This window comes from uncultured Psychroserpens sp., from assembly GCF_947500255.1.
In the GTDB taxonomy this organism is placed as follows: domain Bacteria; phylum Bacteroidota; class Bacteroidia; order Flavobacteriales; family Flavobacteriaceae; genus Psychroserpens.
On sequence record NZ_CANMRL010000001.1, the window covers coordinates 1,084,254 to 1,108,138 of the forward strand.

General features: G+C 33.7%; 21 protein-coding genes. 14 read left to right on the top strand and 7 right to left on the bottom strand.

The window, feature by feature from the left end:
- Window positions 1-193 precede the first annotated feature (193 nt).
- Genes rpiB through Q0783_RS18370 form a run of 3 tightly spaced genes read left to right on the top strand, consistent with a single transcriptional unit; the run spans window position 194 to window position 1,289 of the window.
- Window positions 194-628, top strand: a complete 435-nt coding sequence (rpiB, locus tag Q0783_RS04675; RefSeq protein WP_298893663.1) for a ribose 5-phosphate isomerase B — start codon at window positions 194-196, stop codon at window positions 626-628.
- 9 nt (window positions 629-637) lie between these two features.
- Window positions 638-1,084, top strand: coding sequence for a GNAT family N-acetyltransferase (locus Q0783_RS04680; protein ID WP_298893666.1), 447 nt, complete (start codon window positions 638-640; stop codon window positions 1,082-1,084).
- Window position 1,085: 1 nt separating this feature from the next.
- Window positions 1,086-1,289, top strand: a complete 204-nt coding sequence (locus Q0783_RS18370; protein WP_366915432.1) for a VOC family protein — start codon at window positions 1,086-1,088, stop codon at window positions 1,287-1,289.
- Window positions 1,290-1,335: 46 nt separating this feature from the next.
- Here Q0783_RS18370 and Q0783_RS04690 read toward each other — a convergent pair whose 3' ends face one another.
- The 4 genes from Q0783_RS04690 to Q0783_RS04705 form a co-directional block, all read right to left on the bottom strand.
- The gene (locus Q0783_RS04690; protein ID WP_298755557.1) at window positions 1,336-2,172 is read right to left on the bottom strand and encodes an OmpA family protein; all 837 of its coding nucleotides are present in this window, start codon (window positions 2,170-2,172) and stop codon (window positions 1,336-1,338) included.
- Between the two features lie 66 nt (window positions 2,173-2,238).
- On the bottom strand, window positions 2,239-3,873 hold the full coding sequence (locus Q0783_RS04695; protein WP_298893670.1) for a S41 family peptidase: 1,635 nt from the start codon (window positions 3,871-3,873) through the stop codon (window positions 2,239-2,241).
- 12 nt (window positions 3,874-3,885) lie between these two features.
- A complete protein-coding gene (gene rnpA, locus Q0783_RS04700; RefSeq protein WP_298893672.1) occupies window positions 3,886-4,266 on the bottom strand; it encodes a ribonuclease P protein component in 381 nt (126 codons plus the stop codon).
- On the bottom strand, window positions 4,267-5,076 hold the full coding sequence (locus tag Q0783_RS04705; RefSeq protein ID WP_298755565.1) for a S24 family peptidase: 810 nt from the start codon (window positions 5,074-5,076) through the stop codon (window positions 4,267-4,269).
- Between the two features lie 348 nt (window positions 5,077-5,424).
- On the opposite strand from Q0783_RS04705, the gene Q0783_RS04710 reads away from it, so the two are divergent.
- The 11 genes from Q0783_RS04710 to Q0783_RS04760 all read left to right on the top strand — a co-directional run bounded on the left by Q0783_RS04710 (window position 5,425) and on the right by Q0783_RS04760 (window position 19,446).
- Window positions 5,425-9,153 (top strand): hypothetical protein, encoded by a 3,729-nt coding sequence (locus Q0783_RS04710; protein ID WP_298893674.1) that lies wholly within the window; start codon window positions 5,425-5,427, stop codon window positions 9,151-9,153.
- A gap of 137 nt (window positions 9,154-9,290) precedes the next feature.
- A complete protein-coding gene (locus Q0783_RS04715; RefSeq protein WP_298893676.1) occupies window positions 9,291-11,834 on the top strand; it encodes a zincin-like metallopeptidase toxin domain-containing protein in 2,544 nt (847 codons plus the stop codon).
- Window positions 11,831-12,142 (top strand): hypothetical protein, encoded by a 312-nt coding sequence (locus Q0783_RS04720; protein WP_298755574.1) that lies wholly within the window; start codon window positions 11,831-11,833, stop codon window positions 12,140-12,142. Before Q0783_RS04715 ends, Q0783_RS04720 begins: the two co-directional genes overlap by 4 nt.
- 299 nt (window positions 12,143-12,441) lie before the next feature.
- On the top strand, window positions 12,442-12,924 hold the full coding sequence (locus Q0783_RS04725; protein WP_298893677.1) for a hypothetical protein: 483 nt from the start codon (window positions 12,442-12,444) through the stop codon (window positions 12,922-12,924).
- Between the two features lie 259 nt (window positions 12,925-13,183).
- Window positions 13,184-13,687 carry an endonuclease V gene (locus Q0783_RS04730; RefSeq protein WP_298893678.1) on the top strand — a complete coding sequence of 168 codons (504 nt, stop codon included), beginning with the start codon at window positions 13,184-13,186 and terminating at the stop codon, window positions 13,685-13,687.
- Between the two features lie 299 nt (window positions 13,688-13,986).
- A complete protein-coding gene (locus Q0783_RS04735; RefSeq protein ID WP_366522589.1) occupies window positions 13,987-14,418 on the top strand; it encodes a TIGR02594 family protein in 432 nt (143 codons plus the stop codon).
- A gap of 18 nt (window positions 14,419-14,436) precedes the next feature.
- Window positions 14,437-14,868, top strand: coding sequence for a phage holin family protein (locus Q0783_RS04740; RefSeq protein WP_298755581.1), 432 nt, complete (start codon window positions 14,437-14,439; stop codon window positions 14,866-14,868).
- Window positions 14,869-14,982: 114 nt separating this feature from the next.
- A complete protein-coding gene (locus Q0783_RS04745; RefSeq protein ID WP_298893679.1) occupies window positions 14,983-15,591 on the top strand; it encodes a hypothetical protein in 609 nt (202 codons plus the stop codon).
- Window positions 15,592-15,618: 27 nt separating this feature from the next.
- Window positions 15,619-16,257: a peroxiredoxin-like family protein gene (locus tag Q0783_RS04750; RefSeq protein ID WP_298893680.1), complete on the top strand. Its 639-nt coding sequence runs from the start codon at window positions 15,619-15,621 to the stop codon at window positions 16,255-16,257.
- Window positions 16,258-16,399: 142 nt separating this feature from the next.
- On the top strand, window positions 16,400-18,250 hold the full coding sequence (locus tag Q0783_RS04755) for a CBS domain-containing protein (RefSeq protein ID WP_298893681.1): 1,851 nt from the start codon (window positions 16,400-16,402) through the stop codon (window positions 18,248-18,250).
- Between the two features lie 47 nt (window positions 18,251-18,297).
- Complete coding sequence (locus Q0783_RS04760; protein WP_298893682.1) at window positions 18,298-19,446, top strand: succinylglutamate desuccinylase/aspartoacylase family protein; 1,149 nt, start codon at window positions 18,298-18,300, stop codon at window positions 19,444-19,446.
- A 49-nt stretch (window positions 19,447-19,495) separates the two neighbouring features.
- On the opposite strand, the gene Q0783_RS04765 is transcribed toward Q0783_RS04760, so the two are convergent.
- Genes Q0783_RS04765 through Q0783_RS04775 form a run of 3 tightly spaced genes read right to left on the bottom strand, consistent with a single transcriptional unit; the run spans window position 19,496 to window position 23,868 of the window.
- Window positions 19,496-21,361, bottom strand: a complete 1,866-nt coding sequence (locus tag Q0783_RS04765) for a M1 family metallopeptidase (RefSeq protein WP_298893684.1) — start codon at window positions 21,359-21,361, stop codon at window positions 19,496-19,498.
- 22 nt (window positions 21,362-21,383) lie between these two features.
- Window positions 21,384-23,000, bottom strand: a complete 1,617-nt coding sequence (locus Q0783_RS04770) for a S8 family peptidase (protein ID WP_298893686.1) — start codon at window positions 22,998-23,000, stop codon at window positions 21,384-21,386.
- Window positions 23,001-23,007: 7 nt separating this feature from the next.
- A complete protein-coding gene (locus tag Q0783_RS04775) occupies window positions 23,008-23,868 on the bottom strand; it encodes an MBL fold metallo-hydrolase (RefSeq protein WP_298893688.1) in 861 nt (286 codons plus the stop codon).
- Window positions 23,869-23,885 lie beyond the last annotated feature (17 nt).

Below are 23,885 nucleotides of genomic sequence, written 5' to 3' on the forward strand. Positions count from 1 at the left end.
AAAAGTTTTAAATACTTAGCAGAAGATATTAACAAGTAATGAAATGTAAACACCTTAGAAGTTAACAACGTTTACTTCTAAAGAAAATAAAGTCCATATCAAACTTAACTATTATGAATAACTATGTGTTTTATCCCTCGGTTTATTTATAAGCAATTATTAACTTTAAGGTTTTAAACAACACTCTAAAATTATGACCATTTCAATAGGTAACGATCACGCAGGAACCCAATATAAACAAGCTATTGTAGAACACCTCGAAGCTAAAGGTTTTACGGTTAATAACTACGGAACAAATGCTAATGATAGTGTTGACTATCCAGATTATGTACATCCTGTAGCAAATGATGTAGCTGATAATAAAGTGGATTTCGGAATATTGATCTGCGGAAGCGCTAATGGTGTAGCGATGACGGCCAACAAGCATCAAAAAGTTAGAGCAGGAATTTGTTGGACCAAGGAAATCACCGAATTAACAAGACAACATAACAATGCTAATATTTGTTGTATTCCAGCGCGTTTTACAGCTTTACAACAAGCAATACAAATCGTAGATGCATTTTTAAATACCGAATTTGAAGGCGGTCGTCATCAAAAACGAGTAGATAAAATTCCTGTGTCTTGCTAATCTAGATCTATGCTAGAGATAAAAGTAAAAACCTTCCAAGAGTTAACAACTCAAGAATTATATGATTTACTTCAGTTGAGAAGTGAGGTATTTGTCGTGGAACAAGATTGTGTGTATCAAGATATAGATGGAAAAGATCAAAATGCATTACATGTTATTGGTTTTAAAAATAGTAAAGTAGTTGCTTATACAAGAGTGTTTAAACCAGGTGATTATTTTACATATGCAAGTATTGGTAGAGTAGTAGTTGATGTTAAAGAAAGAGCTCATAAATATGGTTATGATATTATGAAATCTTCTATTGAAGCTGTGAAATCTCACTACAATGAAACTCAAATTAAAATATCGGCGCAAACTTACTTAAAGAGGTTTTATAATACTTTAGAATTTTATGAAGTAGGAGAGGAGTACCTTGAAGATGGGATTCCGCATATTGGTATGGTTTATAAAGGATAAAATGAACTCGATAGCACCACAATTTATTGTCAAAAATGTATTAGAATCTGTACAATTTTATACTAAAAAATTAGGATTTGATATCAATTGGATGCACAAAAAAGACCCAAAATTCGCTATCCTAGAAAAGGGTGGAGCGACTATCATGTTTCAATTACAAAACCAATTCAAGATACAAAATATAGAAATAAGGATTTTGAGATAGAAGATCCAGACGGTTATATTTTATGTTTTGGAAAGTCTGTAGATAACTAATTATTTTCACCAACATAGGTGACGAGAATCTCAACGCGACGATCAAATTTTGGCTCACCACCTAAAGGAAATTTTCTACGCATACCTACATATTTCATACGTCTTTTACTCACCCCTTTTTTGGCTAAATAATCATAAATAAATTTAGCCCTAGCCACTGATAGATTACGTTTTTTAGTTTTGCGATCTATAGCATCTCTACTGTTTTGAGTGCAACATACATGGCCTTGAATTGTGAAATAAATATCTTCTCGTTCTACTAAAGCTTTAGCAATATTTTCAAGTGTAGGTTTTGATTCGGGTAATAATTTACTATATCCCGTTTTAAATAAAATATTGTCTAATGTAAACTTATCACCTGCTTTTAATTCGCCTTTAATAATTTCTTCAACCTTAGGTTTTTCTTCAACTACTTTTTGAACTCTAGGTGGGTTATAAGGCTGAACAATAACTTCAACTTTTCTATTTAGACCTCTAATTTTATGAATATCTTCCTCTTTTACCAATTTGAGAAGCACCTCTCCTTTTCCATCAACATTTGTTATGATGGATTCATCAAATTCATTATTAGAAAAAATAGTCTTTATAGAATTAGCTCTGTTTTGTGATAGGACCAAGTTGTAAGAATCTGTTCCTCTGTCATCTGTAAATCCATAAATAGATACTTTTTCAATATCCAAGGTCTCTATTTCAGATAAAAACAAGAGCAAACGATAGTGTTCTGTTGGAGGAACATCATACTTATCTGTTTCAAAATATACCTCATGAGTCATCGCTTCTTGAGCAAAGAAAAATTGAGTAAAAATGAGCGATATGAACAGTATTTTTTTCATCATCATACGTCTACAGATAATACAATATAGATTTTTTTAACGTTTTCGTCAAATTTAAACGTTGTATCAATCTAAGTAACTTAAATAATTTGAAGGGTTTTTTAGTATTTCAACACCCTTTTGAATTTCAAAATTATTGGCTACATAATAAGTATATAAACCTTCACGATAAAAATAACGCTTCACGATTTCATCAGATAATAGCGATAATAATTGTGATTTATTATCATCAATCGCTTTACTTTTATAACGGTCTAAAGCCGAAATTAAATCAGAATAATCAGAATTAATTTCATTATTTAATTGTTCTTCTTTTGCAACGGCAAGTGCATTAGCAAACGCCTTTTCTGTTTGTGTTTCGAAGTTAAAGTTATTCGCATTTAGGAAATTTTTAAAATCACTAAAATCTGAATCGGTCAAACTAAAATTTTCTAAATCTGTTATAGAATTCTTGTAATAATACGCAGTAGCATATTTAAAAATTAGGTTTTCATTAATGATGGCTTTAGTAATGGTACTCAACTTTGTAGCATCCAATTCTAAATCCGGTTGCACGCCTCCACCATCATAAACGGTTCGTCCTTTTTTAGTTTTAAAGGCATTATAGTTTTCTTGTTTTACACGAGTAGCATTTCCGTTTTCATCGCGATTCCAATAATCAAGAGCTTGAATACAACGTCCTGAAGGTGTATAATATCTTGAAATAGTGATTTTCATTTGAGTACCATAAGTAAGTCGCTTAGGTCGTTGTACAAGACCTTTTCCAAAACTACGAGCACCCACCACCACAGCACGATCTAAATCTTGTAAAGCTCCAGATACAATCTCACTTGCCGAAGCACTAGCGCCATCAATAAGTACAACTAAAGGAATTTCGGTATCTATAGGTTCTTTTGATGTGTAATAGGTTTTATTATATTTTTTAACCTTTGATTTTGTCGTCACCACAAGCTGGTTCTTTGGAACAAAAATATTAGTCACATTAACCGCTTCTCTTAATAATCCTCCAGGATTACCACGTAAATCTAAAATTAACTTTTCTGCACCTTGATTTTTTAAAGCACGAAGCGCACTAATAGTTTCTGATGATGTTTTTTCATTAAACTTTCTAAGTACGATGTATCCAATATTATCATTAACCATAGAATAATGCGGTACAGCATGAATATCTACAGCTTCTCTTTGTATGGTTGCTGTTTCGGTTTTTCCTTGTCTGATGTAAGTCACATTTACAGAAGTTCCAGCTGCACCTTGGAGTAGGTTTCCTGCGTCATCTTTAAAATCGGCAACCACAACATTATCAACCTTTATAATTTCGTCACCAGCTTTAAGTCCAGCTTTATCAGCAGCATAATCTTTATAAGGTTCAACAATTACTAATTTATCTTTTAAGGTTAACACATTCGCGCCAATACCTGTATAGTCACCAGCATTATTTATTCGTGATGCTTCAACATCTTGTTCATTGTAATAATTAGTGTATGGATCTAGATCGGCAAGCATACTCTTAATTGCGGTATCCATGAGATCTCCAGGATTGGTTTCATCTACATAGTTCATATTTAGCTCTTTAAAGAGCGTTGTAAATATTTCTATTTGTTTAGCAATTTCGAAAAAATCGCTTTTAAAAGCGGTTCCACTAAAAAATATGGTGAATGCTAGTAGCGGAATTAAAATCCGTTTGTGTAGTAGTTTTCTCATGATTTTAATCATTTATTGTTGGGACACCTTTTTAGAAAAAGCATCTAAAAGTTCTTTCATTTTTGTTTCTACGGAATCAAAATCCGTTCCATCCTTACCAATGTACAAAATCATTAACGCATAAGACGATAAAATGTTGTTAAAATACTCAGCTTTATTAAGGCGATAGGCTTCTCTAAGTAAGCGTTTGATACGATTTCTGTCTACAGCATTTTTAAAATACCGTTTGCTTACAGAAACTCCAGTTTTAAATTGAATAGCCTCCTCGTCAAATGTTGTTTCTAGATATACGAGACGCAACGGATAAGTAGAGATTGATTTTCCTTCAGAAAACAACTGCTCTATCAATTTTTTACTTTTAAGTTTTTCTTTTTTCGAATAAGAAAATGACATCTAGTTTTTAGAGTTTTGTGAAATGAGTTGTTGTAGGTCTACAATTTGACTTTCTAATTGATGGAGTCTATCATAAACATCTACAGGTTCTGGCATTTGCTTTGAAGCGAACATTGTAACGTACCAAATCTCCATAATATCTTCGGCATTAATAGTATATGTTGGATAATTACCATCTTTATTGTCGCTTTTAAGAATCAATTTCCCACGTTCTTGAATACGGTTAATCACACGCTTTAAAACAACACCATCATTTTTACTAATAATTACATAAACACGACCGTCTTTAATGTCGTTAAAGTCTTCAACATAACGTCCAAAAACCATATCACCATCAAAAAATGTACGCACCATAGAATTACCTTGTACCTCAAAACATCTAAACGTGCCATTTGATAGTTGTGGCATATGAAATGCTGGTAAGGTTTCTATATATTCAGCATCGCCATAACCATCCAAATATCCAGCCCTAGCTTTAGCAGGAACATAAACTACATTTTCTTCACCTTGAGGCGTTGTAGAAATTACTTGTGGCATTCCAGAATATGTTGGAGTGTTTGGGAGCTCAGATTTTAACATCACCTTGCTTTTTCCGAAAAGATAATCAGGATTGATATCAAACTCATCAATAATCGCAGAAAGTACATCATAACCTGGCTTAGTTTTTTTACGTGAACCATCTTGTTGAGGTCTACCATTAACAATACTATCTATAGTAGTTCCGGTAACACCAATACGTTTAGAAAACGCATAATTATTTAAATGAAAGTGGTTAATAATGGCGGTGATTTTCTCGTCGATCTGTTCCATAATTTTAATATTAATACATCTAACTTTTTACAAAATTATTTTGCATTTTGTTTGTTTTAATTTGTAAAATGTTTTATATTTGTACTCTATTTAAATGCTAAGATACTAAAATTAGTTAAAAATCAAACATTTGTGTGATTTTATTAGCGTTTTCTTCAGATTTTAAATCACAAAGACGTCTTATTAAAATCTATGATGGTTACGTATTCAACAAAATGTTGGAATACGATGAAAGTTTATGCCTTAGTTATTAAGGCTTTACAATTGAGGTAAACTGTTAGAAAAGCGAAACAATAACAGTTCTTAATTGAACTTAATAAAACAAGTATAAACTTTAAAAAATTAAAAATGAGTACAGAAATTAAAAACACGCTCTTTCGATTTGTATCAATGAGAGCACCTGAATTAACAGATGACAATAAACCTCAAGACGGGTTTGTTTTTAGAGATGCAGCTGTTAAAAAAGGAGAATTTGATGCAGCTGCAGCGACCTTAACCGATGCTGCAGAAAAATGGCAAGCCATGAAAGTGGTCGCCAATTCATTTCAACCATTATCAGTGGATGGAATAAAAGAAATAGATACCAAACTATATGAATTATCCGTTTGGATCGCAAAAAACCGATTATCTTATAATCTAGATGAACTTTTGAAGCTAATGGAAGGTGTTTCTAATCTTAGGGAGAGTGAAGTTCTAGGGAGGTTATGGGACAATTTATTTTATCAAACACTAACGCAGGAAACATTCTACGCGAAAGAAACAATTATTCAACTTTTAATTGCTAATCATGTGCTTTCTAATTATAAAGGCGATAAGGACCAATTAAAAGACTTAATCAACGCTAAAGTTGTATTACCAAAAGCTTTATTTGGAGATGGTGACATTGACAAAGCAAGCCAAGAAAAGAAAATTGCAACAAAAGATACACAAACAGTTAAGTCGGTTCCAACAGGTTCAATGGCAAGACAGCAACGTATTGCCCAAGCAGAATTACACAACCAAGAGTTAGCGTTACTATCTAAAGAATTAAAGCGTGTTGAAAAGGCGTATCAGAAAGAAAAGTCTAAAGCTTTAGAGGCTGCTCAAAAAGACTATCAAAAACAGATTAAGCCTATTTTAGATCAATACACAATAGATATTGAAAATGAAAAGAAAAGATGGTGCGGAATAAAAGACCCAAATGTTGATTATGATCCAAATGATCCTTGTAACCAACCCGATTCATTACCCGAACCAGAGTTACCAGAATTTACATTTGAGTTCAAAAAAGAATTAGATTACGAGTATTTACAATCTAAATTAAGCCCAGAAAGTTTCGAAACGCTTTCTGATTTGGTGGCTTCAACTTCTGGAGAAACTCCAGGTGTTATGGAACGTATTGAGCAATCTTCATTTGATACATTTGCAGAAGATTATGAAGGTTTTACAGATATTGATGGACATATACAAGATGTCATTTCTGGAAACGACGATACGATTGTAGAAAACACTGAAGATGAAGATACAACACTTGTGAGTATAGGTGGTGTTGTTGTTCCCGTAGATACAACAAACACGTCGTCTGATTTTAGTTTTCAATTGTGTTCAAAGGCAGTAAGAAAATTATTTTTACCAACTATTCACAATGCAGATTTATCTATAGTTGTTCCTGATGCGTCATGGCAAGTCGCAAGCTTTGATTATACTTTAGAGCGTACAGACGAAGACTTTACCAATAATGGTGACGTCTCTTATACGGTTATTAGATTAGGAAATACTATTTTCTTAAGAAATATGGATATTGGATCACCACGCCATTCAGATCAACCACAATTAGTCTCATTTTCTGGTACTATCACATTTACAAATGGTGTAGTTAAAACGTTTAACACACCAGATTTTGTACTAAGAACATGTACTTCTGGTGTTTTGATTGGAGATATTGTCGATCCAAATGATAATGACAATCCTCCAAACCCCGGCACATCTAATGAAACACCTTTTGTACCTAGTGGTTTTGGTGTAAAACAATTAGGTATTGCCGATTATAACAAAGTAGAGCAATCTACTCAAGGTTATGTTGAAGGTGATGTTGCTCATATCGAAAATGTGATGGCGCGAGAGTTTAAGGAGCGTAGCACAAGACGTTTACGTCGTAAAGAAGATACGCTTACAAGTTCTACAGAAACAGAAAGAGAGCAATTAACAGATACTACATCTACAGAGCGTTTTGAAATGCAAAATGAAGTATCAAAAGTGATTGCAAACAGTAAAGACTTTAGTGCTTCGGCTGGTGTTAATTATAGCCCTACAGATAGTCTTCAATTATTTGCTAATGCTAATTATGCAACACATAATTCTAAAGAACAAAGTACGCTACAAGCTGTTACAAACTCTAAAGAAATTACTGAACGTGCACTTGATAGAATTGTAACCAAAGTTAAAGAAGAACGTATTGAAAAAATCGTAGAAGAGTTCGAAGAAAATAATGCACATGGTTTTGATAACCGAAAAGGTGATAAGCATGTTGTAGGTGTATTCCGTTGGGTCGATAAGGTCTTTAAAAACCAAATCATAAACTATGGTAAACGTTTGATGTTTGAATTCATGGTACCTCAACCAGGAAAATTACATAAATTAGGAATGAGAGGCGCAAATAACCAAAATGAAAATGGATTAATAGAACCTACAGACCCAAGAACGTCTACAACTCAAAACCTTAAAGATTTTACAATGCTTACCGATGCAAAATTAAAGTATTGGGCAGGAAAGTATAATGTAGAACACAATGCAAAACCTAAACAGTATATCTCTGTTGGAGAATCGTTTAATATTAACCTAACAGGAGGATCTTCATTAGCGCATACCGAATCTAATTCAGGAAATGGTAAAATTAAAATTCCTGAAGGATATAAAGCGTTTTATGCTACAGGTATTTTTAATGCATCGAGTGATTATGATACCCAAGGAAATATATTATCATTAACTATTGGTAATGCTACCGATAAATTCACAGGACGTTTCTTAAGCCGAACATTAACTTTAAATCAAAGTATTAATGACTATGTGAATGAGGTTCCAGTATCTTATACTTTAGGAAACCATATTAGTGGCGATGTATCTGCATCTGTAAAATGTGAGTTAACAACCGAGTACGAGAATAAGTGGAAACAAGAAACTTTCAAAGCAATTATTGATGCTTATGAAGATGCGTTAGCAGCCTTCAATGAAAAGTTAGCTGAAGAAAAAGCTAATGGTATTGAGATTAAAGGGACTAATCCAGGATTCTATCGTGAGTTTGAAAATAAGATCTTACGTAAAAACTGCATTTCTTATTTAATAGACCAAAACCCAAGTGCGCAAAACACCTACGGAAAGTCTAATTTATTTTCAACTACAGGTGGTGGAGCTGCAACCTTTGGTAATTTAGAGGTTAATGTAAATCAAGCCTTAGATAACTACGCGGCATTTGTGAAGTTTATGGAGCAAGCTTTTGAGTGGGATATCATGTCTTACAACTTGTATCCTTACTATTGGGGCAATCGTCAAGATTGGACAAGCTTATACCAATATGATGAGTCTAACGATCCATTATTTAGAAACTTCATGCAAGCAGGTATGGCAAGAGTGATTGTAACAGTGCGTCCAGGTTTTGAAGAAGCAGTTCGTTATTACATGCAAACTGGTCAAATCTGGAATGGTGGTGAAGTTCCTGTGATAGAAGATGAGTTGTACTTATCTCTTGTTGAAGAATTACGTCAGCCAGAAGGTGAGAAACTTGGTAAAGCTTGGGCAACCAGAGTACCAACGGCTCTTACCATCTTACAGGCACAAAGTATTGGTTTAAACGTCAATAAAGCCTTGCCGTATCTTGATGATCTTTCTGATTTTGAAAATCCAGATGAGGTACCACAATCGCAACAGTTTGAATTAAACGATGCTGCTATTGGTATTTCTGAAAGTGATGGCGAACGCCATATTGAAAATGTAGATATCGTTAATGGTTATTTACAGTTAAATACTGATGACACACCAAGACAAGTTGTAGCGCAAATCTCAATGCAATCTATCAAGAATGCTATAGACGAATTAGCCTAATAACTTAACATCCTTACCCCCTTTGTTACTGCTGAACTTGTTTCAGCATACCAAAACCAACCCTCTCTCAAAGACATTGAGAGAGGGGTAGGGTGAGGTTTGTTATAACTGAATGTTTAACAATAAAAAAGAAAATCATGAGTGATTTTAATAAAATAATTGAATATCTGAGATATACGAGGCAAGATGAAGAAAGAGAGGCTAAAACTACGCATAGACCTGCGATTATTATTACAGAAGATTTTGATTTAAATGCTCCATTTCATGAGGAAGATTATATCTATGTGGATAAGGAAAAGATAAGAAACCACGATGGTTATTATACATTACAACACCTTTATAATGCGTATTATTCAAGGTTGTATTTAAGAACAATATCTAATGATGAAATAGAATATTATATAAGAAAACCAATTGAAATAGATGGAGAAGACCATTATCAATATAAGAAACTACCTTATGGAGATTGGCATGTTAATAACCCTTTGTCTTTTACAGAAGTAAAAGTGGGTTATACATTTTATTACAGTTCAGAGTTAGAAAAGTGTATTTATTTACCTTTAAAGGAAGTGGTGGTATTACCTGAACAAATTACATACCATCCTAAAGATTTAAAAAACAATCCTTCAGGAGAATATTCTTTTCAATTTAAGGATGCAGAAGGTTACTCTGGAGAAAAGCTTGAGACGGTTTGGGCAGAACTAGATCCCACAGGATATTCTAGAGCATATAATAATATTTCTTTAGCCAAAAGAAAGGTTGAATTTATTAAGAATCAAAAACCAGGTTTAATGCATCTTTTCCCTAAAATTGATCTTAACTGCAGACAAACAAAAATAAGATATAACTATTATGAAAAAGTAGTGCCAAACAATAGCTTTTTAGGAGATCCTGTTTTAGAGCTAAAATTCAATCATTTTGGAGCGCAGCTTTTATTTTTGAATGCCACTATATTTTATTATTTCAACGAGTTAGATGACTTTGATGTAACTAGGGAGAGGCAAACTTTTTTTGACGACTATACAAGTTTTGTGGATGATTTATTGAATACAAGAAACAATAATAAAATATTAGAGGTTTTGTACTATGTACCAACCTTTCATTTTAAGAAATTAGATAAAGATTTCTTATGGACTGTTCTAGATAAAGTTTTAGAAGGCTCAATAAACAACATAGGTCTAGATACAGAAGATATTGTGTTGCACTTACTTAAAGGGTTGCTAGAAACATCTTCCAGTCCAGATGCATTTTTGCTAAAACTTATTAAAGAAAGAGAAAACAAAGAAACACGTTTTTCTATACTTTATAAAGGAATGGATGGCGAGAATTTTGTCTCTTTAATTTGGTTTTTATACGACACATGGGCAAAAAGTACATTTACAGATTTAGATAATACTTTATTTAAAGCTAGCGATGGTCCATTACCAATACCTTATAAATCCGAAAAATTCATAGGGTTTTATAGTAGCAACAAGAATTTTGATTTTATTTCTAATAACAATATTTATGTGACCGAGGATGAAACTTGGGTAGATAATGTTATTAGCGTGTTTGACCCTGGGGCAGGCAAGGCAATTAATCAATTAGTAGAAGAACAGAATAATTATACCTACCATTATTTCCATCCATTAATGCTTGTAGATGTCGAGCAAGAAAGCGCTATTCCAATACCAAAGTATATTCCAGCATTTTTCTTAAAAGCCAATGAAGATAAAAGTTTTTGGAGTAATGTTGTAACTGGCATAGAATATGGTGTAGATATTATAACCACATTATCTGGTGTTGGTAATATTGCTAAGTTTAGGCATTTATCTAAGATCGCTAAAGTGGCGTCTAGGTTTAACAAATTTGATAAAGCAAGGAAGTATGCCAGTGTGGTTTCAAAGATACGCTTAGCTTCTGGCGCTATTGAGATAAGTAGTGGCACGGTAAATGCGTTGATAAAACTGGCAGATTTAAAGAAATCGCCTTTTTGGAAAGAACTCAGTACCTTTTTATTTTGGTTAGAAATGCTATCTTTAGGAGGTGAACTTACCGCAGCTATAAAGAGTGGCTTACGTAAGAGTGCAGACGATCTTTTAAAATATGAAGATGAGTTAGTTGAAAGAGCTACACGAGAAGGTGTTGAGGATGTAGATGGTTTGATTGATGATCTAGATTTGTTGGCAAAACCAGCTAAGTTGGGTAATTTTGGAGGAAAAGTACTAAAGGCATCTCAGGTAAGAAAATTAAAAGGGACATTAAAACAAAAAGGGATTACACTCTTCTTGGAAGATGACTTGAAACTTACAAAACTGGGTAAAGTAAAAAATAAACAACTTACAAAGCTATTTAATCCCGTAATGCTTAAAACAAATAAGTTTGATAATGTTGTTGATTTGTTTTTTGCAATGAGAAAAAATAATGTTGCAGGAGCTTTCGATGCTAAAGGAAAACAATTTTTCTTATCAGAAAAGCCAACAGAGTATTTAGTTTTTCATGAAATGGCACATGTAAAACATTTTGAGGAATTGGGAGATGCATATCATGGTTTAAAGGCATGGGAAAAAGAAACGTATGTTTTTGAAGAAATATGGTCTCAAAAAAGAAAATGGACGAACAAAGAGTTAAATCATGCGTTAAATTATGTAAACAAAGTTCGATATGAAGCAGGTCAACCACTAATAAATAAAAAGATATGAATTATACAGAAGAACAAATAAAAGAGAAAGCAAAACAAATAATAAAAGATTTATTAGACGAATTCTATTCAGATGAATTAATTCGTAAAATTCTTTTTAAAGAAAACGACACACATCTTTTTGGGAAATATAAAGGTCAAAAACATCCAACATGGACAGTTAGTGTGGAAGCTCTTTTTGACAACGTAGACTTTTTACATATTTCTGATGAAACAGGAGAACCATTGTACTACCAAAACTTTAATACATTTGTTTTTAATATTGATAAAACTCCTGAAGGGAAGTATTTTAAGGTAAATGAGGAATAACTAGCAAATTCTATATTTAACCTGATGACGCGGATTTGTAATCCGCGCCAATAAATGATTTATAAAAGCACACATTAAAAGATGTGTGCTTTTTTATCGAGTTGTCGTAATTTAGGTTTTAAATGTATTTGATTAAGGCACGGATTACTAATCCGCTCGATCGCGGTTTTTACTGTAGAAGAATTGATACGAGAAAATTTTAATATAACTAAAGAATATCTTAACAAATACAATTTAACAAATAGAAGCAAGTTGTATATGAATTTTGATATTGAGATTAACGTAAAACATATAAAATAATGATACAAATAAAACTACTAATAAGTCCTCAGGAGTATAAATATCAAGAGAAGGATGAAAGGTTTAAAGAGTTTTTGGAACTTCTAAATAAAGAATGGGATAAACATATAGAGATTGTACACGAAAAAGAAAGTAATTTCTCTGGATATTATTTGTTTTTTGAAAGTAATTACTTTCCTGATAAGGATTATAAATTGATAGACCAGAAAACCTTTTTAATTAATGTTAGTCACCATAATGATGATGTGATAAAAGATTGTAACCCCTCAGGCTACATAACACTAAGAAATTATATGGTCAAGAATCCTTTAATATTTGGTTTAAACAAAGTACTTCAATATGCTAATATGGATAATAGGGGATTAAAGTATTTTGACTATTGTTCTCTAGCTTTATTTAAAAAAGATGGAACTTATAAACCAATGGTAAAATCCATTATAGAGTATCTAGAGGCTTATGACGCTTACTTGAATAGTAAATAAAGTAAACGAAGAGGCACGGGTTTATAATTATGCTCAATTATGGGGTATAGAAGAAAGAGACTTTGGTTTGTATATTGATGCTATTTCTGGAGATCCATTATATATAATTGCTTCACACGAGTATTTGGATATATGATATTAAAGTAAGCCTTATAAAAGTAAATTTTGAGATTCATACTAACTTATTATAAAAGCACACATTGAAAATGTGTGCTTTTTTTAATCGAGTTATCGTAATTTAGGACACTAAATACAACCTATGTACCTAGCCCTAGATGTTCACTATAAATCCAACTACGCCAAAAGTGTAGGCCTCACCTTTTTAAATAAAAGTGACAACGAGCCTCAAGAGACATTCATTGAAACTATTGAGCATATCGCACCTTACCAACCTGGGGAGTTCTATAAACGTGAGTTACCGTGTTTGCTTCAAGTTATATCAAAACTAAACCTTGAAACCATTAATGCTATTTTAGTTGATGGTCATGTGTATGTTGATAATGATGGTCATTATGGCTTAGGTGGTTATTTATACGAAGCATTAGAACAAAAAGTCCCGATTATTGGAGTGGCTAAACGAGCCTTTCATACCAATAAAGAAACTGTCAAAATGGTATTTCGTGGCGCAAGCAATAACCCGCTTCATATTTCTGCGATAGGCTTGGATCTAGAAACCGCTGCGCAATTTGTCCTAAACATGCATGGTAATCACAGGCATCCAACACTTCTCAAAATTTTAGACGGCATAACCAAAACGCAATAGTAACAAATTACAAAATTTAACATATTGTTTTTGTAAAATGTTTGTATAAATCATGTAATATGTTTATATTTGTATTCGCTTTTCTAACAAGGTTTAACCTTAGTTAATTACAATTCGTGTTAAGTGGAAACTCATAAAATCGAGATATATCCTATTCTGGTTAAGAAAACAAACAACAAAAGATATCTAAGATACAGAGTTTGGTCTACTTAAAATCAATTTAAACATATGTGTGAATTACGACACAGTGTTTCTAGAGGTGAATACATATTGATTCACTTAAATCAAAACTATTTTAAATGATGAACATGATTACGAAAGCGCTATCAGAGTATGGCGTTAAGGAAACTGTTGGCTCCAAAGACAACCTTAGAATTTTAAAATACTTTAATGACATTGGTTTTAATGGATCAAAACTTAAAGACGAAACGGCTTGGTGTAGTGCCTTTACCAATTGGGTGGCTAAAACTTCTGGATATGAATATTCAGGCAAGTTAACCGCTAGAAGTTGGTTGCGTATGGGCACATCAACAGCAACGCCAAAAGTAGGTGATATCGTCGTGTTTTGGCGCGAATCACCAAACAGTTGGAAAGGCCATGTTGGCTTCTTCATTAAAGCAACAAAAAACTATGTGTACGTTCTTGGAGGAAACCAACGCAACATGGTATGCATTAAAGCATATCCAAAACGTAGGGTGTTAGATTATAGACAGCTAGCACCTATTAAATAACCTATAAAAACAATAGATATGGAAAAAGTAATCAAATTTTTGTTTTGGTTACTAGCACTCCTATCTCCTGTTAATGCAGTTATGGTAACAATGGTGTTTTTAATCATTGTCGATTTTATTACAGGCGCTTATGCTTCTATTAAAAATCACATACCTATTCGTAGTTCTAGAATTGGACATACCATTTCTAAGTTCTTTATCTACAACCTGGTCATTTTGGCAGCGTTCTTTTTAGAACAATACATTGTCAACGAAGTACCATTTTTAAAGATCATCGCTGGATTTGTCGCTATTACCGAGATCAAATCCATCTTAGAGAACTACAATGCCATCTATGGTGTAAATCCCTTTAAAGCCCTTGTCAACTTAATCAAGTTAACACCACTTAAGGATACCATAGACACCCTTACAGAAGATGATGAATCGAAATCAAAATCCGATTCTGAGTAAAGTAACAAAAACATCCAAAAGCCAATGATATTCTTGGTCTTGTTTCAGGAAACGAAATAGACCAAGAGTGGAGGCTTACTTATAATAAACGTTAAGACATTTTAAATCGCAACAATGAAAACACAACATATATCCTTAGAAAGAACATTACTCTTGATAATCCTAGCAATCGTCATTTTTAATCTACTAGCCAAGCAATGTAGCAAAGCAACCCCCAATCTTGAAGACATTCCAAAAGTTACCATCGTTAGAGATACGGTTTGGCAAACCAAAGTAGACACCTTTAAAGTACAAACCTTAACATATCAAACGGTTTATGTGGATCGTGATGATGTTGGTGTCATTCATGAGAATCTTCCAAAGACTAAAGATTCGACAACTTTGGTTAAAGCTAGAGTCTACAAAGACACACTTAGCAATGACGATATAGATATTTTTAGCTATAATCTCATTGAGGGTAATCTTTTAGACAGTGAGATCTCATACAAATTAAAAGTGCCTCGAGAAATTACGATTACTAAAACTATCGAACACCCAAAAACGTATAGAAGTGGCTTCTATCTTTTTTCTGAAATTGGAGGTAATCAAAACCGTTTTGACAATATAAGTCTTGGCTTACAGTATAATCGAAAAGGAAAATGGTTTATCAGTTATAGAGCTAATCTCAATCAATTGCAACAGCCGACACATAACTTAGGTATTGGTGTTAGGTTATTTAAATAATAGAGACCAATTCTGAAAACGAAATATATGTCACTTACCGAAATACTAAAAGCACATGCAGATCAATCTGCCGCAAAATACCCTGAAGTCGTAAAACTCATTATGAGTGGCGCTATTGATGAATTATCAGCTTCAGAACTCACGACAAAGGCTTTGAAAACAGGAGATGCTTTCCCTGTGTTTAATTTACCCAACGCCAAAGGTGTTGAGGTCTCTTCAAAAACACTCTTAGAGCAAGGTCCTTTGATTATTGCGTTTTATAGAGGTGGTTGGTGTCCGTATTGCAATATCGAATTAAGAGCCTTGCAAAACGCTCTGCCAGAGTTTAAAAATAGAGGCGCACAATTGGTGGCTATAAGTCCAGAAGTGCCAGATAATTCTTTAACTACAGTTGAAAAAAACAACTTAGAATTTGAAGTTCTTACCGATAAAGACAATGATTTTGCAAGATCTTTAAACTTAGCATATCAATTACCCAAAGATTTAGTAGCTCTGTATGCTAATCGATTTAAAATTGATTTAAATAAAAGTCAGCAAAATGATAATAATGAGTTGCCTATTTCAGCAACATATGTCATAGATCCTTCTGGAAAAATCACCTATCATTTTTTAGAGGAAGATTATAAATTACGTGCCGATCCTAAAGCAATATTGGAGGTTTTATAAATAAAAACAAATACAAACACTACTAGTACCAACATTATAGTGGTGTTTTTTTAATATATCATGACGTTCAAAACCATGACTTAAGTCATATTTTATGCCTAAAGTTTAAAGTAACTTTAATTCTATTTTAAACAGCCAGGTCATGGGAAATTTAAATGTCACTAAACTTTCAACAAAGAAGGACAAGGCAAATTATATCCATCAGCTTACTAAAGACATAGAGGCTTTAGATTATATGATTGAAAACGATATGATTGAAAAAGAACCAATTCGTATTGGTGCCGAGCAGGAGTTTTGCTTAGTTAACGATGAGTTTTTACCACATCATAACGCGTTAGAGATTCTAAAAGATATAGACGACGAGCATTTTACTACTGAAATTGGAAACTACAATCTTGAGATCAATTTAGATCCTTTTGAGCTTAAAGACACATGTTTTTCACAACTACATCATCAACTTAAAGAGTTATTAGGAAAAGCTAAAAAAGCAGCCGAAAAACACAACACAAAAATTGCGCTTACTGGCATTCTTCCAACACTATCACTTAAACATATAAGCCTGGATAATATGACGCCTATCCAACGTTATTATGTGTTAAATGATGCGATAAAAGAATCTAGAAAACAAGATTTCGATATTCATATTAAAGGTGTTGATGAACTTAATTTACTTCATGACTCCGTAATGCTTGAGGGTTGTAACACGAGTTTTCAGGCACATTTACAAATTCATCCAGATGATTTCATTAAAAACTATAATTGGGCGCAAGCCATTTCCGGACCTATATTAAGCGTGTGCACCAATTCGCCTTTACTCTTCGGAAAAGAACTTTGGAGCGAAACACGAATTGCCTTATTCACACAAAGTGTTGATACTAGAGCGAATTCATTTTTGCTAAATGAAAAGCAATCTAGAGTTAGTTTTGGAAACAACTGGGAAACAGGAAGCATTACAGATATTTTTAAAGATAATATCTCTAGATTTAGAAGTTTGGTCACGGCCGAATTTGAAAAAGACAGTGTTGAAATGCTTGAGAATGGAGAGATTCCAAAATTAAAAGCCTTGTCCTTGCATAACGGAACTGTGTATCGTTGGAATCGTGTTTGTTATGGTGTAGGTGGCGGAAAACCACATTTAAGAATTGAAAACAGATACATACCATCTGGACCAACAATGAAAGATGAGATTGCCAACATGATGTTTTGGGTAGGGCTAATGGTAGGACGACGAAAATCTGATGACAATATCCATGACACCATGGACTTTAAAGATGTTAAATCCAACTTTTTTGCCGCAGCAAGATATGGAATGGCCACTCAATTTAATTGGAAAGGAAAAATCATATGTAGCCAAGACTTGATTTTAAATGAACTCTTGCCAATGGCCTACAGAGGGCTTTATAAAATGGGTATTTCTCCCGAAGATGCTGAGAACTATCTTACGGTTATTGTGAATAGAGTGAAGATTCACAATGGCTCACAATGGCTAATTAAAAGCTATAGAAATCTTTTGAAATCTAAAAAACGAAGCGAGGCTTTACAAGTATTAACAGCTAACATGTACCTAAAGCAAGAACACGATTATCCTGTAGCAACATGGGAAGTCTTAGATCAAGAGGCGCATACTACATTTGATATTGATAAAAAAGTAGTGCATGTGATGACCTCAGATTTGTTTTCTGTAGATAAAAAAGATAGCTTAGAGCTGGTGTCCCATATCATGAAATGGAAGAACATTCACCACATGCCTGTTATAAACAGAAAAAAGGATTTGGTTGGCTTGTTGAGTTGGACAGATATTAAAAATCATATTTCTGAAATAGAAGATAGCACGAAATGTGTTCAAAATTTTATGAAAACAGAGTTGATTACGATAACCAAAGAGACATCTATAAAAGACGCAAAACAACTAATGGACTCTAATAATATTAGCTGCCTTCCTGTAGTTAAAGGACATAAATTAGTAGGGATATTAACATCTAACGACCTCTAGCATATATGGCGAAAGTCTATAGTAAAGCTGCGGATAAAACAATATCTGTGAATCGAATAATTGAGCATATCAAAGGACATCACCAAGGCGGAACTATTGTTTTTTTTGGAGGTATTCATGGTAATGAAACAGCTGGCATTTTTGCTTTAGAAACCGTTTTAAAAACCTTAGATCCAGATACCATTCACGGCAGTATTTATGGAATTTCCGGTAATCTTCAAGCGTTAAAAAGTAATCAGCGCTACTTAGACAAGGATCTCAATAGACTCTGGACAAAAGAACAATTAAGAGCCCTTCAGAAGAAAACGAGTTTTAATAGTGAAGAACAAGAACAGCTAGAATTGTTTCAACTACTAGAAAAGATTATAGCGTCTAATTCAGGTCCTTTTTATTTTATAGATTTTCATACCACATCCAGTAAAACACTACCATTCATAACAATAAATGATGCCTTGATTAATAGAAAGTTCTCAAAACTATTTCCTGTGCCTATAGTTTTAGGAATTGAAGAATATTTAAATGGTCCTCTATTAAGTTATATTAACGAATTGGGATATGTGTCTCTTGGTTTCGAGTCTGGACAACATGACGAAAAAGAGGCCATTGACAATTGCATTTCATTTATATTTTTAACGTTAGTCTATGCCGAAATTATAGATCGTATCCACATTGATCCCTTTGAAAATTATTACCAGCAACTACAATCTAATGCTCAACAAGTATCAGATATTTTTGAAGTGGTGTATTTACATCAGATACAAAAGGATGAGGTGTTTAAAATGAAAGAAGGATTTAAAAGCTTTCAAAATATTACTAAAGAAACGGTTTTAGCCACAAGCAATCAAAAAACGATAAAGTCATCATATAATGCGCGGTTATTTATGCCATTGTATCAATCTAAAGGCAGTGAAGGTTTTTTTGTTATTAAAACGATTAAGCCATTTTTTTTGAAGCTTTCTGCTGTACTAAGACGTTTGAAATTTGATGGACTCTTGGTAATTCTACCTGGAATATCATGGGAAAATAACAATAAAGAAGCGCTTAGGGTAAATTTAAAAGTGGCAAAATTTTTCGCAAAATCAATTTTTCATTTATTGGGCTATCGTAACAAAAAACTAAATGCCAACCACGTACTGCTTTACAATAGAGAACGTGCTTCAAAATCGAATGATTATAAAAACGAAATATGGTATTAAAAAGCCTCAGCAATAACTGAGGCTTTTTAATATTTATGTTCTGTCTTAGTTATTCAGAAGCAGGAAATGTATTGTTATCTTTTTTAATATCCGCCATCATCCCTTTAGGATCAATCTGTACAGATTTTACAGCCTTAGAAGCTTCAAAGCTATAGGTTTGGTGTGCCCAAGCCCAATCGGCTTTTACAGTTGCTGAACTTGGCTTTTGACCACGCATCATACGCAATGGGATGTAATAGTCTTCAGTAGAACCATCAGTATAGGTTACAGTTAAATCGATAGGCATTGGCATTACTCCTATACGCTCTAAAGTAACTGTATTCCCCTCTATACCTTTTACCGCATAATCTATGGTATTGGTTGTTTGTGCAAAATCGATTAAATACCAATCTAATTCTAATCCCGAAACACGTTCGGCGGTACGAACCACATCCATTGGTTTTGGGTGCTTAAACGAAAAGTCATCATAGTATTTTTTGATGGTTTGCTTTAAGTTGTCATCACCAATAATATAACCCAATTGTGCAATAAATACAGCGCCTTTACTATAGGCAGAAATCCCATAGGCTTGATTAATACTATAGCGATCGGCATGTGTAGTTAAAGGTTGCTCCACTCCCGAATTTGCTAAATACACATAACCTCGATAGGAACCACTCACAGGATTATCGGCATTTCTATCCATAACCTCATTCATAGCTAAAGCTGAAATGTAACTGGTAAACCCTTCATCCATCCATTCGTGTTTTGCTTCGTTTGTAGCTAATAAAAACTGAAACCAAGTGTGTGCCATTTCATGAGCAGTCACACCAACTAAGCTTCCATAACTGCGCTCACCAGTAATAAGTGTACACATAGCATATTCCATTCCGCCATCTCCTCCTTGAATTACAGAATATTGTTCATAAGGATAGTCGCCAATATGCTTGCTAAAATACTGCATAAGCTCAGCTGTTTTTGGTTGCAATTTTTTCCAATTTTCCAACTTGTCTTCTGCCATAGTATTCTGGTAGAAAAAATGCAATAATGGTCCATTAGGAACTTGCATCGTATCATGTATAAAATCTGGATCTGCAGCCCAAGTAAAATCATGAACATTAGGTGCTTTGAAGTGCCATGTTAGTTTTTTCCCTTTATGCTTAACATCGGCATCAGTATAGCCATACCCAATCTCGTCAGCATTTTGAAGATAACCTGTACCTCCAATAATATAATCTTTATCTATAGTGATTTTAACATCAAAGTTTCCCCAAACACCATAAAACTCTCGAGCAATGTAGGGATCGGCATGCCAGCCTTCATCATCGTATTCGGCTAGTTTAGGATACCATTGCGTCATTGATAGAGATACACCTTCTTTGTTGTTACGACCTGAGCGACGAATTTGAATAGGAACTTGTCCGTCAAATTCCATATCGAAGTTTACTGTTTCACCAGATTGAATAGGAGATTCAAGATTTACAATCATAACTGTACCTTCAATTTCATAGCTTAAAGATTTACCGTTTTGTTGTAATGACTTTACTTTGATATAGCCCATTTCGTCTTCAGTCAATTTCGAGATACGGCTTTCAAAAACTGGCTTTTCTTTGGTTCCAATATTTGTAGTCATTCTTCCGTCAGGATCCTGTATACTTTGCAGCCTAGCATCCATTTCACTTCCTGGTTGAAATGCATTGAAATATAAATGATAGTATACACGATCTAGTACATCAGGAGAATTATTCGTATATTTTATAGTTTGTGTTCCCTTAAATTGATAAGACTCTACATCCATATCAATATTCATAGAATAGTCGGCTTGTTGTTGCCAGAACCCGTCTTTCTTATAAGTTATTGTGTTACTTTGTGCTTTAATTTCCGAAGAAAATAACACAGCACACAAACACAATATTGAACCAATTTTAAATTTCATAATTTTTGAGATTTAGTCTTAATTATTTTGAATTCGCCACCTGAGACGCCATGATTAATGCATTGTATGCATTAACAATTCTTCCTGATGTCGAAATTTCTGAAAGTGATTTCACCTCATTGTTTTCGCCTACAGTCACTTTAGCTTTTATAGGAAGTCCAGAATCCATAAGAACTTTCTTTACCTGTGCAGCTGTTAAACTTGGATATTGCGAACGAATTAAAGCAGCAACACCTGCTACATTTGGCGCAGCCATAGATGTTCCACTATTAAGATCATATTCGTTTTCTGGCATTGTTGAATACACATCACTTCCTGGAGCAAATACATCAACATTTACTTTTCCGTAGTTAGAAAAACCAGAGACCATGTCAGATCCATAATTTTGTGTTAGTGAACCAACAGTGATAAAATTATCGGCAACTTCAGGTCCAGTACCAACAGCATCGTTAGGATAGTTTTTAGCCACATCTATATCGGCACTATCATTTCCAGCGGCATGTACAAATAGTACATCTTTTTCAGCAGCATAAACAATAGCATCTCTAACCCATTCACTATGAGGAGAAAATGATTTTCCAAAACTTGCATTAATAATTTTTGCGCCATTATCAGCAGCGTAACGGATCGCTAAAGCAACGTCCTTATCATATTCATCTCCGTTAGGCGTAGAGCGTATAGCCATTATTTGAACATTGTTTGCCACACCATTCATTCCTTTTCCGTTATTGCGTTCTGCAGCAATAATCCCTGTAACATGTGTTCCATGACTTTCATCTTTTCTTGATGGTCTAGGGTTATTGTTACCATAACCAAGCTTGTCGTTTAAATCGTTTGGATTATCACCTGTTTTACGACCTTTTAGGTCTTTATTAAGGTTGGCGTTTAAACGCTCATTAACTTGCTCTTGAATTTTTTTAAGCTCTTTTTTAGCATCAGCCATAGATAGACCATTTTGATTGATGTTTTTGGCAATTTGAGCTGCTTGCATTACATTTTGATCCTCAGATTTTATAGCATTAACATCTTCTATAGTATATTCTGTTTTGTTGAGGTGCTTGGCTAATGTCTCATCGGCATTATTTACCGCTTGTGCAATTTGATCATATTGGGTTTTTCTTCCAACCCATGTTTGGTACTCAGACTCATACTTCTTTTTTGCTTCCTCATATCTATGAGCTGAAGGATCTCCTGTAGCAACAATTCTTACATATTCCAATTGTTCATCATAAGCGTCACCCAGAAAATTCCAACCGTGAATATCATCAACATAACCGTTGTTATCGTCATCTTTTCCGTTATTTGGAATTTCATCTTTATTGGTCCAAATGACATCATCTAAATCTTCATGATCGATATCTGTACCAGAATCTATAACGGCAACAATAACGGTTTTACCTTTTTTGCCTTTGATGATATCTGTGTAAGCTTTATCGACACTCATTCCTGGAATAGTATCTTTTACCAAATCCAAATGCGCCCAAGTATTTTGTTCTGCTTCAGTAAGTTCAGATTCCTTTAGAGGTGATGTATCTATATTTTCTATAGGTGTCGAAAGGACTCCTGTTGTTGATCCACAGCTCCATAAAATAGCTGAAAGGAAAAATGAATAGATTAATGGTTTAATTGTGTATTTCATAGTTTTATTAATTAAAAATATCATTCGTTTTATATGTGTTTTTTAAACGCACACCTTTTTCGGTATGTTGTACTGTGATGATTTCATTATGCGCATCGTGCTCTAAAAATAAATAGAAATTTTGATCTGCTGCTAGATTTAAAAATCGTTCTTTCTCATCTAAGGTTAATAATGGTCTTGTATCATAACCCATTACAAAAGGAATAGGTAAGTGACCTGCTGTTGGCAATAAATCTGCCATAAAACAAATGGTTTTTCCTTTGTAATTAATCATAGGTATCATTTGTTTTTCTGTATGCCCATTAGCAAAAAAGATGTCAAAACCTAAAGCAGAATTATGTACTATATCAGTTTCTGGAAGTGCAGTAAATTTGAGATGTCCACTATCTTCCATAGGTAAAATATTTTCTTTTAAAAAAGACGCTTTTTCGCGACGATTAGGTTGAGTTGCCCATTTCCAATGGTTTTCATTACTCCAAAAATGGGCGTTTTTAAAAGCGGGCTCGTAGCCTGTTTTGTCTTTATTCCATTGAATGCTCCCTCCACAATGATCAAAATGTAAATGTGTCATAAACACATCAGTAATATCATCACGATGAAAACCATGAGCTTTTAGGGAACTATCAATAGAGTCGTTTCCCCAAAGATAGTAATAGCCATAAAATTTATCACTTTGCTTGTTTCCCATGCCTGTATCGATTAAAATTAATCGGTTGCCATCTTCAATAAGCAAACAACGTGCCGCAATATCTATCATGTTATTAGCATCTGCTGGGTTGGTTCGAGTCCACAACGATTTAGGAACCACACCAAACATAGCGCCTCCATCGAGTTTAAAATTCCCAGCATTTACGGGATATAAGTTCATGAGTGCAAATTAATAAA

Excerpts from the sequence above, each read along its gene's own strand:
- rpiB (WP_298893663.1), top strand. The coding sequence starts at position 194 with ATGACCATTTCAATAGGTAACGATCACGCAGGAACCCAATATAAACAA.
- Q0783_RS04680 (WP_298893666.1), top strand. The coding sequence starts at position 638 with ATGCTAGAGATAAAAGTAAAAACCTTCCAAGAGTTAACAACTCAAGAA.
- Q0783_RS18370 (WP_366915432.1), top strand. The coding sequence starts at position 1,086 with ATGAACTCGATAGCACCACAATTTATTGTCAAAAATGTATTAGAATCT.
- Q0783_RS04690 (WP_298755557.1), bottom strand. The coding sequence starts at position 2,172 with ATGAAAAAAATACTGTTCATATCGCTCATTTTTACTCAATTTTTCTTT.
- Q0783_RS04695 (WP_298893670.1), bottom strand. The coding sequence starts at position 3,873 with ATGAGAAAACTACTACACAAACGGATTTTAATTCCGCTACTAGCATTC.
- rnpA (WP_298893672.1), bottom strand. The coding sequence starts at position 4,266 with ATGTCATTTTCTTATTCGAAAAAAGAAAAACTTAAAAGTAAAAAATTG.
- Q0783_RS04705 (WP_298755565.1), bottom strand. The coding sequence starts at position 5,076 with ATGGAACAGATCGACGAGAAAATCACCGCCATTATTAACCACTTTCAT.
- Q0783_RS04710 (WP_298893674.1), top strand. The coding sequence starts at position 5,425 with ATGAGTACAGAAATTAAAAACACGCTCTTTCGATTTGTATCAATGAGA.
- Q0783_RS04715 (WP_298893676.1), top strand. The coding sequence starts at position 9,291 with ATGAGTGATTTTAATAAAATAATTGAATATCTGAGATATACGAGGCAA.
- Q0783_RS04720 (WP_298755574.1), top strand. The coding sequence starts at position 11,831 with ATGAATTATACAGAAGAACAAATAAAAGAGAAAGCAAAACAAATAATA.
- Q0783_RS04725 (WP_298893677.1), top strand. The coding sequence starts at position 12,442 with ATGATACAAATAAAACTACTAATAAGTCCTCAGGAGTATAAATATCAA.
- Q0783_RS04730 (WP_298893678.1), top strand. The coding sequence starts at position 13,184 with ATGTACCTAGCCCTAGATGTTCACTATAAATCCAACTACGCCAAAAGT.
- Q0783_RS04735 (WP_366522589.1), top strand. The coding sequence starts at position 13,987 with ATGATGAACATGATTACGAAAGCGCTATCAGAGTATGGCGTTAAGGAA.
- Q0783_RS04740 (WP_298755581.1), top strand. The coding sequence starts at position 14,437 with ATGGAAAAAGTAATCAAATTTTTGTTTTGGTTACTAGCACTCCTATCT.
- Q0783_RS04745 (WP_298893679.1), top strand. The coding sequence starts at position 14,983 with ATGAAAACACAACATATATCCTTAGAAAGAACATTACTCTTGATAATC.
- Q0783_RS04750 (WP_298893680.1), top strand. The coding sequence starts at position 15,619 with ATGTCACTTACCGAAATACTAAAAGCACATGCAGATCAATCTGCCGCA.
- Q0783_RS04755 (WP_298893681.1), top strand. The coding sequence starts at position 16,400 with ATGGGAAATTTAAATGTCACTAAACTTTCAACAAAGAAGGACAAGGCA.
- Q0783_RS04765 (WP_298893684.1), bottom strand. The coding sequence starts at position 21,361 with ATGAAATTTAAAATTGGTTCAATATTGTGTTTGTGTGCTGTGTTATTT.
- Q0783_RS04770 (WP_298893686.1), bottom strand. The coding sequence starts at position 23,000 with ATGAAATACACAATTAAACCATTAATCTATTCATTTTTCCTTTCAGCT.
- Q0783_RS04775 (WP_298893688.1), bottom strand. The coding sequence starts at position 23,868 with ATGAACTTATATCCCGTAAATGCTGGGAATTTTAAACTCGATGGAGGC.